The following is a 14619-nucleotide window of genomic DNA, read 5'->3' as shown; positions in this document are numbered from 1 at the left end:
CCTGACCGGAGGCTTTTTACTTTCTGCAGCATCTGACATGGCGCAGCCCACGTTGCCTCGGGCTTCAGGAGCATCAGACAAGCCCGTTGCGTTGCGCCAGTTCAATCAGATCCACCAACGACCGGGCATTGAGTTTCAATAGCAGGCGGGTCTTGTAAGTGCTGACCGTCTTGTTGCTGAGGAACATGCCATCGGCGATTTCCTTGTTCGTTTTACCCCGCGCCAACTGCTGCAACACCATCATTTCCCGCCCGGACAGGCGGTCTACCATATCGGCCTCGCTGGCATTACCGAGGCTGGTACGTACGGTATGCAGGGCCTGATTGGGAAAATAACTGTATCCGGACAGTACGGCTTTGATCGCACTGAGCAGCTCCGTCAGATCCTGCTGTTTACAGACATACCCTGCCGCCCCCGATTGCATGCAGCGCATTGAAAAATGCCCTGGGGCCTGGGAAGTCAACACCAGAACTTTCAAGGGCATCGGTGTCGAGTTCAGACGCGCAATAACTTCAAGACCATCGAGCTTCGGTATTCCAATATCCAGGATAACAATATCCGGCATCTGTTCACGCGCAAGTTGCAAAGCATCTACACCGTTATCCGTTTCTGCAATGACTTCGTAGCCATGACGCTCCATCAGCATACGCACAGCAAGACGAATGACGGGATGATCATCCACGATCAGCACTTTATTCATGGGCAAGTCCAGTTTCGCTGTTCGAATTTTTAGAGCACGCACAATAGCCCAGTCACTTCCGACATGGCACAAGAGAGTTCCATCGCACTCCCAGCGAAAGACATTCCCTACAACAAATAAAGACTATTCCTACAAAAAAACCCACTTACGCACTATTTCCATGACCCGACTGTTTTTCCGCCCCCTGCATCGACGTGAAAAATACTACGCCCTGAAGCCTTTGCGCACTCGCTTTCAGAGCAAGTTGCTCATCGATTGCAGACAGAATATTGCTGTTCGATGAATACCTGTGACTCATCCGCGATCGGCACTTGGCAGATGACCAATTATAAAAACAACATTCAAACCGTTCAGAGCACTTTAACAATCAATGTCTGAAACAAGATACTTCTACCCAACTGATTTTCTTTAATATAAAAATAGCCTCACGTATAAACTTCAACCCACACCCAACCAATCCACCTATTGGAAACACACATTTAATGAGCACACCCCATGATAAAAGCCAGAAAAAAGATAACCAACCCCATGACTATAATTGCGATATTTGCATTTATTTCCGAATCATCAGCCGCCATTTCCTTGCCTTTTTTAGATAACAACGAAAGGGAGGTCTATGTCTGGTTTCTGATCAGCTTTCCGTTTTACTTGTTGCTGCTGTTTTTTCTAACACTAAACTTCAACTACCGTTCTCTGTACGCCCCCTCGGATTTCGAGAAAGACGACAGCTTTCTAAAAACCTTTGAGGAACTCAAGACCACCGAGAGCAACCCGGATTTGTCTCCGACAGACACTTCAATTGCAACCGGCAAGAAATCAAATTCGAATAAACCAGAACCAACGCTACCAACACACGGTACTGACCAGAGGCCATGCCATCAGCCTGCTGAGATAGCCTTCGCGAATAAGCCTTGGATCGAACACAACATTGATTTACCCAAACCCATGGGCACGTTGCGTGCCATAGATGTTCGTCCGATGAACAACTCACAGGCGTTCAATACGCTGGTCGAACACTTTCCGCGCCTGGGCAAACAATCGGCCAAGGCAGTGCTTTTTTTGACTGATCCCGCATCCGAGGTTTTGCTCAAGCAAATGACGCTCAGCCTTATCAGACAGTCGAAGAAAAGCGGCGGCGCGAAACTCTTGGTCGCCTATAACGTGAGTACACAAAGCACTACGGTTCTGAGAGAACTATGAAACGCAAGGCAGATGCCTGAAATGGGTATTCAAGAAAACCCCGGAGTGGGCCGTAGCGACAGACAATCCAGGAGAGCGCCAGACGAGCATAAAAAAATGGCGGCATTGTCCAGGGACAAGCCGCCATTTTTCATACAGACCTGCGTGACTTAAAACAGCTTGCGGCCCTTGTTGGCTGCAATGCGCATGCGCAGCGCGTTAAGCTTGATGAAGCCCGCCGCGTCAGCCTGGTTGTAAGCGCCGCCGTCTTCTTCGAAGGTCGCAATATTAGCGTCGAACAACGAATCGTCGGACTTGCGGCCGGTAACGATCACGTTGCCTTTGTACAGCTTCAGACGAACCACACCGTTCACGTTGACCTGCGAAGCGTCGATCATCTGTTGCAGCATCAGACGCTCCGGGCTCCACCAGTAACCGGTGTAGATCAGGCTGGCGTATTTCGGCATCAACTCGTCTTTGAGGTGAGCGACTTCGCGGTCCAGAGTGATCGATTCGATGGCGCGGTGTGCACGCAGCATGATGGTGCCGCCCGGGGTTTCGTAGCAGCCACGGGACTTCATGCCGACATAGCGGTTTTCCACGATGTCGAGACGGCCGATGCCGTGAGCACCACCGATCTTGTTCAGCGTCGCCAGTACGGTGGCCGGTGTCATTTCGACACCGTCGAGGGCAACGATGTCGCCGTTGCGGTAGGTCAGTTCCAGGTATTGCGGGGTGTCGGGAGCCTTCTCCGGGGAGACGGTCCAGCGCCACATGTCTTCTTCGTGCTCGGTCCAGGTGTCTTCCAGCACGCCGCCTTCATAGGAGATGTGCAGCAGGTTGGCGTCCATCGAGTACGGGGACTTCTTCTTGCCGTGACGCTCGATCGGGATCGCGTGCTTCTCGGCGTAGTCCATCAGCTTCTCGCGCGACAGCAGGTCCCACTCACGCCATGGCGCGATCACTTTCACGCCTGGCTTGAGCGCGTAGGCACCCAGTTCGAAACGCACCTGGTCGTTGCCCTTGCCGGTGGCGCCATGGGAAATGGCGTCGGCGCCGGTTTCGTTGGCGATTTCGATCAGGCGCTTGGCAATCAGCGGACGTGCGATGGAAGTACCCAGCAGGTACTCGCCTTCGTAAACGGTGTTGGCGCGGAACATCGGGAACACGAAGTCACGCACGAATTCTTCGCGCAGGTCGTCAATGTAGATTTCTTTGACGCCCATGGCCTGAGCCTTGGCGCGAGCCGGCTCGACCTCTTCGCCCTGACCCAGGTCAGCGGTGAAAGTCACCACTTCACAGTTATAAGTATCCTGCAGCCACTTGAGGATCACCGAAGTGTCCAGGCCGCCGGAATACGCCAGAACGACCTTGTTTACGTCCGCCATGCCATCACTCCACGGGGTTCTACGGAAAGCCGAGGAGTCTACCGCTCAAATCCGATAATTTACAGAGGCGCGACAGCTTAAGACGACAAAGCGACAGAATCTGTCGAGAGCGCGACGATGACCGGCGGGTCAGGAAGTCGCCGCAGCATTGGCAGGCGTACTGGCTTGCGGCGCTGGCGCGGTGGTCGGCGCCACTCGTGCAAGCTTCACGCTGACCCGGCGATTCTTCGCCCGGTTAGCCGCATTGTTGTTCGGCACCAGCGGGTACTGCTCGCCGTGGAAGCGCACGGTGATCTGCGATTCGGCGATGCCGTTGGCCTTGAAGAAGTCGACCACCGCCAGCGCGCGCCGGCGCGACAGTTCACGATTGGTCAGACGATTACCGCTGTTGTCGGAATAGCCATCCAGTTCGATGTGATTGACCGTCGGGTCGGCCTTCATGAACTCGAGCATCACCTGCAGCCTGGCCTTGGCGTCGGCATCCAGATCGGTGCCTTCGCCAGGAAAGCCTATCTGCGAGTGTTTGACCTGGTCGAAATTCTGCGGCAGCAGCTTCGCCACGCATGTCTGGTATTCGTTGAACGCCTTGCTGAACTTGACCGGCAACAGACGCACTTCAGAAACCCGGCCATCGCCGGACGCACGACGCACCACCGGACTGCGCCCGTCGAGCAAACCGCTGATCAGTCCGCCGGCCTGGGATTGCGAACTGTTGAACAGCACGTTACCGGTGCCGATCCTCACGCTGCCCAAATTGATGTCGTTGCGCCCCGGCTGCCAGGGCGCGGCCGCCGCGAGCAACGTCGCCGAACCGCCGCCGAGCATGGCGTTGTAGGCATTGAGGCGGAATATCGCCTGCTCGCCGGCCTTGCGCACGAACTGGCCCGAGCCGAAATCGGTGATCGGCTGGGTCAGACGGCACTCGAACTTGTCGCCCTCGACCGTCCACTCAATGTTCTCCAGACGCGTCTGGTAGGTGAGCGCCATCGCGGGGAGGCTGGCAAACACACTGAGCAAGGCTAAATATCGCTGGCGCACGGGAGGCTCCATTGGCTTCTGTAACACAAAGACCGATTCACACTATGTTTACGGCATACCTACGGGCTATCGGAAGGTTCCGGCAAAACTTGATAGCGAGTGCCTGCAAGAGTCTTTTCCGGTAGCATTCCCCTCAGTTTGACCCGCCTGGAATCCCCTCATGTCCGACCGCCTGACCCTGCTGCGTCCCGACGACTGGCACATTCATCTTCGCGATGGTGCCGTGTTGACCAATACCGTTGCCGATGTGGCGCGCACCTTTGGCCGCGCCATCATCATGCCCAACCTGGTACCACCGGTGCGCAACGCCGCTGAAGCCGATGGCTATCGCCAGCGGATTCTCGCTGCCCGCCCGGCCGGCAGTCGTTTCGAACCGCTGATGGTGCTGTACCTCACCGACCGCACCCAGCCCGAAGAAATTCGTGAGGCCAAGGCCAGCGGTTTCGTGCACGCCGCCAAGCTGTACCCGGCTGGCGCCACCACCAACTCCGATTCCGGAGTCACCAGCATCGACAAGATCTTCCCGGCGCTGGAAGCCATGGCCGAAGTCGGCATGCCGCTGCTGATCCACGGCGAAGTCACCCGTGGCGACGTCGATGTCTTCGACCGCGAAAAGATTTTCATCGATGAGCACATGCGCCGGGTGGTCGAGCGATTCCCGACGCTCAAAGTGGTGTTCGAACACATCACCACCGGCGACGCCGTGCAGTTTGTCAACGAAGCCTCGGCCAACGTTGGCGCGACCATCACCGCGCATCACCTGCTGTACAACCGCAACCACATGCTGGTGGGCGGGATCCGGCCGCACTTCTACTGCCTGCCGATCCTCAAGCGCAATACCCATCAGGAAGCCCTGCTCGACGCCGCCACCAGCGGCAGCGCGAAGTTCTTCCTCGGCACCGACTCGGCGCCGCACGCCCAGCACGCCAAGGAAGCCGCCTGCGGCTGCGCCGGCTGCTACACCGCGTACGCCGCCATCGAGCTGTATGCCGAAGCGTTCGAACAGCGTAATGCACTGGACAAGCTCGAAGCGTTTGCCAGCCTTAACGGCCCGCGCTTCTACGGTCTGCCGGCCAACACCGATCGCATCACCCTGGTTCGCGAAGAATGGACCGCCCCAACCAGCCTGCCATTCGGCGAGCTGAACGTTATCCCGCTGCGCGCCGGTGAAAAACTGCGCTGGCGCCTGCTGGAGGAACACGCGTGAGTGAAGACCATTTCGACGACGAACTGGACGGTCAAGGTGGCGGCGGCGGTTCCCGTCATCCAATGGCAGCGCGTTTTCGCGGCTACCTGCCGGTTGTCGTCGACGTAGAGACCGGTGGCTTCAACTCGGCCACCGACGCTCTGCTGGAGATTGCCGCGACCACCATCGCCATGGATGAAAAGGGTTTCGTTTACCCGGACCACACCTACTTCTTCCGCGTCGAGCCATTCGAAGGCGCGAACATTGAAGCGGCAGCGCTGGAATTCACCGGGATCAAGCTCGATCACCCGTTGCGCATGGCGGTCAGCGAAGAAACCGCGCTGACCGACATCTTCCGTGGCGTGCGCAAGGCGCTGAAGGCCAATGGTTGCAAACGCGCGATTCTGGTCGGGCATAACAGCAGCTTCGACCTCGGCTTCCTGAATGCCGCGGTTGCGCGTCTGGACATGAAGCGCAATCCGTTCCATCCGTTCTCCAGCTTCGACACCGCGACGCTGGCCGGTCTGGCTTACGGTCAAACCGTGCTGGCGAAAGCCTGTCAGGCAGCGGACATCGACTTCGACGGCCGTGAAGCGCATTCGGCGCGTTACGACACCGAGAAGACCGCCGAGCTGTTCTGCGGCATCGTCAACCGCTGGAAACAGATGGGCGGCTGGGAAGATTTCGACGACTGATCCTCGTCGGGTATTTCCCGCGCATAAAAAAACCGGCCACATGGGCCGGTTTTTTTGTACCGCGACGTTGCGCCTTACAGGGCAGCAGCGTTCTCGGTCAGGTAAGCCGCAACGCCTTCTGGCGAAGCGTTCATGCCTTTGTCACCTTTTTTCCAGTTGGCAGGGCAGACTTCGCCGTGCTCTTCGTGGAATTGCAGAGCGTCGACCAGACGGATCAGCTCTTCCATGTTACGGCCCAGCGGCAGGTCGTTGATGATCTGCGAGCGGACAACGCCCTTGTCGTCGATCAGGAACGCGCCACGGAAAGCCACGCCGCCTTCGGACTCAACGTCGTAGGCCTTGGCGATTTCGTGCTTCATGTCGGCAGCCATGGTGTATTTCACCTGGCCGATGCCGCCGTTGTTGACGGGGGTGTTGCGCCAGGCGTTGTGGGTGAAGTGCGAGTCGATCGACACGGCGACCACTTCCACATTGCGCGCCTTGAAGTCAGCCATGCGGTTGTCCAGAGCGATCAGCTCGGACGGGCAGACGAAGGTGAAGTCCAGCGGGTAGAAGAACACCAGGCCGTATTTGCCTTTGATGGCCGAGGACAGGGTGAAGCTGTCAACGATCTCGCCATTGCCGAGTACGGCCGGGACGGTGAAGTCAGGGGCTTGTTTGCCTACGAGTACGCTCATGGATATCTCCTGGTGAATAACTTTGAAGTTCAGGGTCCGGGCCAGCCTGCCACCCTCAGGCGACAGCCCTGTGACACGAACCCGCTTCGCAAGGGCCGACCATCATACACTGCGTTTTTCGCCTGTCCTTAACGGTTTTTTGCCCAAGGCGGATAACGGACCAGCATTTTCGGGCCAGGCAATCCGCCATTAATCACCGTTCGTCAGTGACCGGCCTTTCGATCGAAAACCATTCAGAAAGCACTTTGACAATCATTCTCGTTAACATTAAGATCCATCGCAATTGAGTCACAACCAGCGACGGTTCTCACTTATGTATGTTTGCCTCTGCACTGGCGTCACCGACGGACAGATCCGCGAAGCGATCTATGAAGGTTGCTGCAGCTACAAAGAAGTCCGCCAGGCCACTGGCGTCGCCAGCCAATGCGGCAAATGTGCCTGCCTGGCCAAGGAAGTGGTTCGCGAAACCCTGACCAAGCTGCAAACCGCTCAGGCCGCGATCCCCTATCCAGTAGAATTTACGGCTGCGTAATTAACCAGATTTCGAAGAACCGGACTTTTGTCCGGTTTTTTTATGTCCGCAAATCAAGTGCTTAGGTGCCAGACGCGGAACACAAACATTCTTATTCAGATTTAATTTCATTTATTATTCAATAACTTAGGTTTGACACTTATAAGTACCCGGCTCAAACTCCGCCTTATATACGGCTATTACAGGGCAGGACTCCCATCATGAAAGGCGACATTACAGTCATCCAGCATCTCAACAAGATCCTTGCCAATGAGCTGGTCGCGATCAATCAGTACTTCCTGCATGCCCGCATGTATGAAGATTGGGGCCTGAACAAGCTGGGCAAGCACGAGTACCACGAATCCATCGACGAGATGAAACACGCGGACAAGCTGATCAAGCGCATCCTGTTCCTGGAAGGCCTGCCGAACGTGCAGGATCTGGGCAAGCTGCACATCGGCGAGCACACCCAGGAGATGCTGGAATGTGACCTGCGTATCGAGAAGACCGGCCACGCCGACCTGAAAGCCGCCATCGCCCATTGCGAATCGGTTGGCGACTTCGGCAGCCGTGAACTGCTTGAAGACATTCTCGAATCCGAAGAAGAGCATATCGACTGGCTGGAAACCCAACTGAGTCTGATCGATAAAGTCGGTCTCGAGAACTATCTGCAATCGCAGATGGGCGAAGAGTAGAAGCTGCCGCAGGCTGCGATCTTTTCAGATTGCACCGGCAACTCGCGTTAACTTTTCCAGCGCACTAAAAAGCCCCGCCCTCTTTCGAGGTGCGGGGCTTTTTATTGGCTGAAGATCAAAAGATCGCAGCCTCGTTTCACTCGACAGCTCCTACAGCAGAAGCATGTGCCGAGTGAAAGCCGGATCAGGCTTCGGACTTGGCCGCAGCCGCCTTGGCCGATGCTTCCTTGACCAGAGTCTGCAGCTCACCGTTGGCGAACATTTCAGCCATGATGTCGCTGCCGCCGACCAGTTCACCGCCGACCCACAGTTGCGGGAAAGTCGGCCAGTTGGCGTACTTCGGCAGGTTGGCGCGGATTTCCGGGTTCTGCAGGATGTCGACGTAGGCGAACTTCTCGCCACAGCCCATCACAGCCTGCGCAGCTTTCGCGGAAAAGCCACACTGTGGGGCATTCGGCGAGCCTTTCATGTAAAGCAGAATGGTGTTGTTGGCAATCTGCTCTTTAATCGTTTCGATGATATCCATGGAGCACCTCGGCTGAACTTTCCGACTCATGGGTCGGCACGGTGACGCATTGTAACGGAATCCCGAGCGCACTGCTCGGTCTCCCCGACAGGCATATTCAAGCCGCCACCACCGTCACCGGCACGCCATTGAGCGCCGCGTTGCCCGACAGCTCGTCGAGCTGGCATTCATCGGTCAGGTCGTTGGCGCTCGACCCCGGCTGACCACTGGCAATCGCCATCTGCACGCCCGGCCGAGCATGTCCCCAACCGTGCGGCAGGCTGACCACGCCCTTCATCATGTCCAGACTGCCGAGCACCTCGACCTCGATCTGCCCTACCCGCGAGCTAACGCGAACTAACTGACCATCGTTGAGCCCACGGCTGGCGAGGTCATCCGGGTGCATCAGCAATTGATGCCGTGGCTTGCCCTTCACCAGACGATGGTAGTTATGCATCCACGAATTATTGCTGCGCACATGGCGCCGGCCGATCATCAACAACTCATCGGCTGCCGGCGCCTGCAAGGCCGCAAAGCGTGCGAGATCAGCGAGGATCTCCGGCGGCGCAGCCTTCACCCGTTGATTTGGCGTCTTGAGGCGAGCGGCAAGATTCGGTTTCAACGCCCCAAGATCAATCCCGTGCGGGTGATCGAACAATGTCGCCAACGACAGCTTCCGATCGGACGCATCGCCATACAGCCCCATGCGCAGGCCCATATCGATCATCTGCGCCGGCGGCAAGGTCGGTTTCAGTTCCTTGCCGGTCTTTTCGGCGAAAGCCTTGGCCAGGCCGACGAAAATTTCCCAATCGTGCAGCGCACCCTCTGGTTTGGCGAGAATCGCCCGGTTGAAGCGAGTGACGTTGCGCACCGCGAACAGGTTGAACGTAGTGTCGTAGTGATCGTTCTCCAGCGCCGAGGTCGACGGCAGGATCAAATCGGCGTAACGCGTGGTTTCGTTGATGTACAGGTCGATGCTGAGCATGAACTCCAGACCGTCCAGCGCCTGCTCCAGTTGCCGGCCGTTGGGCGTCGACAACACCGGATTGCCGGCCACAGTGATCAGCGCGCGAATCTGCCCTTCGCCTTCGGTGAGCATCTCTTCGGCCAGCGCCGACACCGGCAACTCGCCGCCGTACTCGGGTCGCCCGGAGACCCGGCTTTGCCATTTGTTGAAATGCCCGCCCGAGGTCGATGCCACCAGATCCACCGCCGGCTCGGTACACAATGCACCGCCCACCCGGTCAAGGTTGCCGGTGACCAGATTGATCAACTGCACCACCCAGTGACACAAGGTGCCGAACGCCTGAGTCGAAACGCCCATGCGCCCGTAGCACACGGCACTCGGCGCCGCAGCGAAATCCCGCGCCAGTTGGCGGATCTGCTCGGCCGGCACCGCACACAGCGGACTCATGGCTTCGGCAGTGAAGGTTGCGACGGCTGCGCGCACTTCATCAAGGCCATCAACCGGCAAGTGGCTGTCACGGGTCAGGCCTTCGCTGAACAAGGTGCTGAGCACCCCGAACAGAAGCGCCGCGTCGCCACCAGGCCGCACGAACAGGTGCTGATCGGCGATGGCCGCCGTTTCGCTGCGCCGGGGATCGACCACCACCACTTTGCCGCCGCGCGCCTGAATCGCCTTCAGGCGTTTCTCGACATCCGGCACGGTCATGATGCTGCCGTTGGACGCCAGCGGGTTGCCGCCGAGGATCAGCATGAAATCAGTGTGATCGATGTCCGGGATCGGCAGCAGCAAGCCATGGCCGTACATCAGGTAACTGCTCAGGTGATGCGGCAACTGATCGACCGAAGTCGCCGAAAAGCGATTGCGCGTCTTCAGCAGGCCGAGAAAGTAGTTGCTGTGAGTCATCAGCCCATAGTTGTGCACGCTCGGGTTGCCCTGGTAGACCGCCACCGCATTCTGCCCGTGACGCTCTTGAATCGCCGCCAGACGCTCGGCCACCAGTGCAAAGGCCTCGTCCCACTCGATCGGCAGCCATTCGCTGCCGACCCGGCGCATCGGCTGACGCAGGCGATCGGGGTCATTCTGGATGTCTTGCAAGGCCACGGCCTTGGGGCAGATGTGCCCGCGACTGAAGGTGTCGAGCGCGTCACCCTTGATCGAGGTGATCGCAACGTTGCCATCGGTTTCGGTGGTCTCGATGGTCAGGCCGCAAATGGCTTCACACAGGTGGCAGGCACGGTGATGGAGAGTCTTGGTCATGGCCAGTCTCTGTCTTGTTCTGAGCAGGCAACGGGCATGCCTGCGGGAACAAAACTATGACCCTCGCGCAGATCCTGCGCCAGCGACGTTTGTCCTGTGAATCGACGGTTATCAGGCGAGCCGATAAGCCGTCATGATCAATTCGACGGCAGCTGCGGCGGCGCCTGCAACTGGATTTCCTGAATGGTCTCGATCTGCTCGTGAGCGATGTGCACACCGGTGAGTTCGCCGATCAGCCGCCAGTGCTCGTCGAGCCCGGCACTGATGGTCGCCATGCGATCGATCATGTGACGGCCAGCGGTCTTGACCACTTCGTCGTCGCTGCGCAGCAGTTCGAAGGACATTGAGGTCACCGACGCGGTGAGATGGGTCAAAGAGCGAGCCGTGTGACCCAGCAGTTCCATTAACAGTTTTTCTTTCGATTCCATGCGGAGGCTTCCTGCGTCGCTCGAAACTTATTTATAACCCAGCACTTTGCTTTAGCAAATGTTTCAGTCCGAGCATCCGACCAAGTGATGGCATGGCGCCACGGTCGTAAACCGACCCAAGCGACTCGATCCCCGCCACGCTGAATTGCCAAGCCCTGCAAGGCCAGTGTACAAAGAGGCTCGTGGCGGCTCTGAACCCGGCTTCATCAAACGTGCGACAGCAACATCCGACGCTCAACCGAATCCCGCAAAATCCGTAGCCTATTGGCGTAACGCGACATTTAGTGTCAATATCGCGCCTTCCCCTATTTCGTCGCCCCGTGCGGCTTACGCCGCAGGTCTCGCCCGTTGTTCCGTTAAACAAGGCTTTGAGCATCTGCGGTTTGTAACAAAAAGGTAGTCAATGATGAGCGCAAGGCACTTTCTCTCCCTGATGGATTGCACGCCCGAAGAGCTGGTCAGCGTGATCCGTCGAGGCGTTGAGCTCAAGGACCTGCGTAACCGCGGCGTACTGTTCGAGCCGCTGAAAAACCGCGTCCTGGGGATGATTTTCGAGAAATCCTCGACCCGTACCCGGATCTCCTTCGAGGCCGGCATGATCCAGCTCGGTGGCCAGGCGATCTTCCTCTCGCCGCGTGACACCCAGCTGGGCCGTGGCGAGCCGATTGGCGACTGCGCCATCGTCATGTCGAGCATGCTCGATGCGGTGATGATCCGTACCTTTGCCCACAGCACCCTGACCGAATTCGCCGCCAACTCGCGCGTGCCAGTGATCAACGGCCTGTCCGATGACCTGCACCCGTGCCAGTTGCTGGCCGACATGCAGACCTTCCTCGAACACCGTGGCTCGATTCAGGGCAAGACCGTGGCGTGGATCGGCGACGGCAACAACATGTGCAACAGCTATATAGAAGCGGCGATCCAGTTCGACTTCCAGTTGCGCGTTGCCTGCCCGCAAGGCTACGAGCCCAATCCTGAGTTCGTCGCCCGCGCCGGCGATCGCGTGACCATCGTCCGCGATCCGCAAGACGCCGTGCGCGGTGCGCACCTGGTGAGCACTGACGTCTGGACTTCGATGGGTCAGGAAGAGGAAACTGCCAAGCGCCTGAAGCTGTTTGCACCGTTCCAGGTGACCCGCGCCCTGCTCGATCTGGCGGCTGAAGATGTGCTGTTCATGCACTGCCTGCCGGCGCACCGCGGTGAAGAAATCAGCCTCGACCTGCTCGATGACCCGCGCTCCGTTGCCTGGGATCAGGCAGAAAACCGTCTCCACGCACAGAAGGCCCTGCTTGAGTTCCTCGTCGAACCGGCATATCACCACGCATGAGTCATGAATTACTGCTGAACCTGCGCAACCTCGCTTGCGGCTACCAAGATCAACGCGTGGTGCAGAACCTTAATCTGCACCTCAACGCCGGCGACATCGGCTGCCTGCTCGGCTCGTCCGGCTGCGGCAAGACCACCACCCTGCGCGCGATTGCCGGTTTTGAACCGGTGCACGAAGGGGAAATCACTTTGGGCGGCGAAACCATTTCCAGCGCCGGTTTCACTCTGGCCCCGGAGAAACGCCGGATCGGCATGGTGTTCCAGGATTACGCACTGTTCCCGCACCTCAGCGTCGCGGACAACATCGCCTTCGGCATCCGCAAGCACCCGAACAAGGCGCGCGTTACCGAAGAGCTGCTGGAGCTGGTCAACCTGAAGAACCTCGGCAAACGCTTCCCGCACGAGCTCTCCGGCGGCCAGCAACAACGCGTCGCCCTCGCCCGCGCCCTGGCGCCGGAACCGCAACTGCTGCTGCTCGACGAACCGTTCTCCAACCTCGATGGCGAACTGCGGCGCAAGCTCAGTCACGAAGTGCGTGACATCCTCAAGGCCCGTGGCACCAGTGCGATTCTGGTGACCCACGACCAGGAAGAAGCCTTCGCCGTCAGCGATCACGTTGGCGTATTCAAGGAAGGTCGGCTGGAGCAGTGGGACACACCCTACAATCTCTACCACGAGCCGGCGACGCCGTTTGTGGCCAGTTTCATTGGTCAGGGTTATTTCATTCGCGGTCAGCTCGGCAGCCCGGAATCGGTGCAGACCGAACTCGGCGAACTGCGCGGCAACCGCGCCTACACCTGGCCGGTGGGCGGCGCGGTGGATGTGTTGCTGCGTCCGGATGACATCGTTTATGCGCCGGACAGCGCGTTGAAAGCACGCATCGTCGGCAAGACCTTCCTCGGTGCCTCGACCCTGTATCGCCTGCAACTGCCGACCGGCGCGCAGCTGGAATCGATCTTCCCCAGCCATGCCGACCATCAGGTGGGTGCGAATGTCGGGATTCGGGTTGCTGCAGAACACCTGGTCCTGTTCCAGGCATCGGGCAGCACCGCGGCACAAATCCCGGCGGCGGAAAACGGCGTCCGCCGCTACAGCACCGCCCTCTGATCAAACAGAACATCGGAGTGTGGAGGTTTTTTGTGGTGAGGGGATAAATCCCCTCACTACAAAGGCTCACTCCAACAAAGTTTTGCGTTAACCGAGGATCAATGTGCCGCTGGCAACCAGCGTCGCATTGCCGCCAATCTTCACCCGCTCGCCTTCCAGCCGACAGAACAACTCCCCGCCCCGCGCCGAACGCTGGCACGCGGTCAGGCTCGACTTGCCCAGACGTTTCGACCAGTACGGAATCAAGCTGCAATGCGTCGAACCGGTGACCGGGTCTTCGTTGATACCAATGGCCGGCGCGAAATAACGCGAGACAAAATCATGCTGATTGCCGCGCGCCGTCACGATGGCGCCGAGCCACGGCAGTTTCGCCAGCGCGACCATGTCCGGTGTGCAGTCGAGCACTGCCTGCTCCGACTCCAGCACCACGAACAACTCGTTGGAACCGAGCACATCCACCGCCTCGACACCCAGCGCACGCTCGACATCCAGCGTCACGCCAATCGCCGATGGCACGATCGACGGAAAGTCCAGCCACAGGCGATCGCCTTCGCGGCTGACGCTCAACGGCCCGGACTTGCAGGTGAAGTCCAGACGCTCGACGTTTTCCTTGTAGACCTCGAACAACACGTGGGCACTGGCCAGCGTCGCATGCCCGCACAATGGCACTTCGGTAGTCGGAGTGAACCAGCGGATGTGCCACGCGGCGCCTTCGCGCACCACGAACGCGGTTTCCGCCAGATTGTGTTCGGCGGCGATCTTCTGCATCAACTCATCCGCAAGCCATGCGTCGAGCCGATACACCATCGCCGGATTGCCACTGAACGGTCGGTCGCTGAACGCGTCGACCTGATGAAACTCAAGCTGCATAACCTTCTCCCTAAGTCCGTGGGCAGAGCATGCGGCGCGGGCCGGTTCAGCGCCAGTGACAGAACCGGTCAATTTTCTTCATACAGAATT

General features: G+C 58.4%; 15 protein-coding genes. 7 read left to right on the top strand and 8 right to left on the bottom strand.

Features of this window, described 5'->3' with window-relative positions; genetic code table 11:
• Nucleotides 1-73 precede the first annotated feature (73 nt).
• Nucleotides 74-700: a response regulator transcription factor gene (locus B1722_RS05780; RefSeq protein WP_003227711.1), complete on the bottom strand. Its 627-nt coding sequence runs from the start codon at nt 698-700 to the stop codon at nt 74-76.
• A gap of 495 nt (nt 701-1195) precedes the next feature.
• On the opposite strand from B1722_RS05780, the gene B1722_RS05775 reads away from it, so the two are divergent.
• Nucleotides 1196-1900 (top strand): hypothetical protein, encoded by a 705-nt coding sequence (locus B1722_RS05775; RefSeq protein ID WP_086791776.1) that lies wholly within the window; start codon nt 1196-1198, stop codon nt 1898-1900.
• Between the two features lie 149 nt (nt 1901-2049).
• On the opposite strand, the gene B1722_RS05770 is transcribed toward B1722_RS05775, so the two are convergent.
• A complete protein-coding gene (locus B1722_RS05770; protein WP_027612065.1) occupies nt 2050-3267 on the bottom strand; it encodes an argininosuccinate synthase in 1218 nt (405 codons plus the stop codon).
• A gap of 129 nt (nt 3268-3396) precedes the next feature.
• Nucleotides 3397-4305 carry an OmpA family protein gene (locus B1722_RS05765; RefSeq protein WP_086791774.1) on the bottom strand — a complete coding sequence of 303 codons (909 nt, stop codon included), beginning with the start codon at nt 4303-4305 and terminating at the stop codon, nt 3397-3399.
• Between the two features lie 160 nt (nt 4306-4465).
• Between B1722_RS05765 and pyrC the strand changes: the two genes are divergently transcribed.
• A complete protein-coding gene (gene pyrC, locus B1722_RS05760; RefSeq protein WP_047296199.1) occupies nt 4466-5512 on the top strand; it encodes a dihydroorotase in 1047 nt (348 codons plus the stop codon).
• Nucleotides 5509-6186 carry a ribonuclease T gene (rnt, locus tag B1722_RS05755; RefSeq protein ID WP_003227721.1) on the top strand — a complete coding sequence of 226 codons (678 nt, stop codon included), beginning with the start codon at nt 5509-5511 and terminating at the stop codon, nt 6184-6186. Before pyrC ends, rnt begins: the two co-directional genes overlap by 4 nt.
• Before the next feature lie 74 nt (nt 6187-6260).
• Here the strand turns inward: rnt and B1722_RS05750 are convergent, their stop codons facing one another.
• The gene (locus B1722_RS05750; RefSeq protein ID WP_007963972.1) at nt 6261-6863 is read right to left on the bottom strand and encodes a peroxiredoxin; all 603 of its coding nucleotides are present in this window, start codon (nt 6861-6863) and stop codon (nt 6261-6263) included.
• Between the two features lie 313 nt (nt 6864-7176).
• Here B1722_RS05750 and B1722_RS05745 point away from each other — a divergent pair, with 313 nt between their 5' ends.
• Both B1722_RS05745 and bfr read left to right on the top strand, forming a co-directional pair.
• Complete coding sequence (locus tag B1722_RS05745; RefSeq protein ID WP_003227725.1) at nt 7177-7395, top strand: bacterioferritin-associated ferredoxin; 219 nt, start codon at nt 7177-7179, stop codon at nt 7393-7395.
• A 200-nt stretch (nt 7396-7595) separates the two neighbouring features.
• On the top strand, nt 7596-8069 hold the full coding sequence (gene bfr / locus B1722_RS05740) for a bacterioferritin (RefSeq protein WP_041068365.1): 474 nt from the start codon (nt 7596-7598) through the stop codon (nt 8067-8069).
• Nucleotides 8070-8253: 184 nt separating this feature from the next.
• Here the strand turns inward: bfr and grxD are convergent, their stop codons facing one another.
• From grxD to B1722_RS05725, 3 genes are all read right to left on the bottom strand, one after another.
• Complete coding sequence (grxD, locus tag B1722_RS05735; RefSeq protein WP_003227729.1) at nt 8254-8595, bottom strand: Grx4 family monothiol glutaredoxin; 342 nt, start codon at nt 8593-8595, stop codon at nt 8254-8256.
• A gap of 97 nt (nt 8596-8692) precedes the next feature.
• Entirely contained in the window at nt 8693-10798 is a 2106-nt protein-coding gene (locus B1722_RS05730; protein WP_086791772.1) for a molybdopterin oxidoreductase family protein, read from the bottom strand.
• Nucleotides 10799-10935: 137 nt separating this feature from the next.
• Nucleotides 10936-11226 carry a hypothetical protein gene (locus tag B1722_RS05725; protein WP_041068361.1) on the bottom strand — a complete coding sequence of 97 codons (291 nt, stop codon included), beginning with the start codon at nt 11224-11226 and terminating at the stop codon, nt 10936-10938.
• Nucleotides 11227-11632: 406 nt separating this feature from the next.
• Between B1722_RS05725 and argF the strand changes: the two genes are divergently transcribed.
• Complete coding sequence (gene argF, locus B1722_RS05720) at nt 11633-12553, top strand: ornithine carbamoyltransferase (RefSeq protein WP_047296204.1); 921 nt, start codon at nt 11633-11635, stop codon at nt 12551-12553.
• Complete coding sequence (locus B1722_RS05715) at nt 12550-13659, top strand: ABC transporter ATP-binding protein (RefSeq protein WP_041068357.1); 1110 nt, start codon at nt 12550-12552, stop codon at nt 13657-13659. The genes argF and B1722_RS05715 overlap by 4 nt, the downstream gene beginning before the upstream one ends.
• 87 nt (nt 13660-13746) lie before the next feature.
• Here B1722_RS05715 and B1722_RS05710 read toward each other — a convergent pair whose 3' ends face one another.
• The gene (locus B1722_RS05710; RefSeq protein ID WP_041068354.1) at nt 13747-14529 is read right to left on the bottom strand and encodes a PhzF family phenazine biosynthesis protein; all 783 of its coding nucleotides are present in this window, start codon (nt 14527-14529) and stop codon (nt 13747-13749) included.
• Between the last annotated feature and the right edge of the window lie 90 nt (nt 14530-14619).

It is taken from the genome of Pseudomonas sp. SCPG-7, assembly GCF_002156405.1.
In the GTDB taxonomy this organism is placed as follows: Bacteria; Pseudomonadota; Gammaproteobacteria; order Pseudomonadales; family Pseudomonadaceae; genus Aquipseudomonas; species Aquipseudomonas parakoreensis.
The sequence above is the reverse complement of the archived record's forward strand: the minus strand, read 5'-3'. Positions and strand labels throughout refer to the sequence as shown.

Excerpts from the sequence above, each read along its gene's own strand:
- B1722_RS05780 (WP_003227711.1), bottom strand. The coding sequence starts at position 700 with ATGAATAAAGTGCTGATCGTGGATGATCATCCCGTCATTCGTCTTGCT.
- B1722_RS05775 (WP_086791776.1), top strand. The coding sequence starts at position 1,196 with ATGATAAAAGCCAGAAAAAAGATAACCAACCCCATGACTATAATTGCG.
- B1722_RS05770 (WP_027612065.1), bottom strand. The coding sequence starts at position 3,267 with ATGGCGGACGTAAACAAGGTCGTTCTGGCGTATTCCGGCGGCCTGGAC.
- pyrC (WP_047296199.1), top strand. The coding sequence starts at position 4,466 with ATGTCCGACCGCCTGACCCTGCTGCGTCCCGACGACTGGCACATTCAT.
- B1722_RS05750 (WP_007963972.1), bottom strand. The coding sequence starts at position 6,863 with ATGAGCGTACTCGTAGGCAAACAAGCCCCTGACTTCACCGTCCCGGCC.
- B1722_RS05745 (WP_003227725.1), top strand. The coding sequence starts at position 7,177 with ATGTATGTTTGCCTCTGCACTGGCGTCACCGACGGACAGATCCGCGAA.
- bfr (WP_041068365.1), top strand. The coding sequence starts at position 7,596 with ATGAAAGGCGACATTACAGTCATCCAGCATCTCAACAAGATCCTTGCC.
- grxD (WP_003227729.1), bottom strand. The coding sequence starts at position 8,595 with ATGGATATCATCGAAACGATTAAAGAGCAGATTGCCAACAACACCATT.
- B1722_RS05730 (WP_086791772.1), bottom strand. The coding sequence starts at position 10,798 with ATGACCAAGACTCTCCATCACCGTGCCTGCCACCTGTGTGAAGCCATT.
- B1722_RS05725 (WP_041068361.1), bottom strand. The coding sequence starts at position 11,226 with ATGGAATCGAAAGAAAAACTGTTAATGGAACTGCTGGGTCACACGGCT.
- argF (WP_047296204.1), top strand. The coding sequence starts at position 11,633 with ATGAGCGCAAGGCACTTTCTCTCCCTGATGGATTGCACGCCCGAAGAG.
- B1722_RS05715 (WP_041068357.1), top strand. The coding sequence starts at position 12,550 with ATGAGTCATGAATTACTGCTGAACCTGCGCAACCTCGCTTGCGGCTAC.
- B1722_RS05710 (WP_041068354.1), bottom strand. The coding sequence starts at position 14,529 with ATGCAGCTTGAGTTTCATCAGGTCGACGCGTTCAGCGACCGACCGTTC.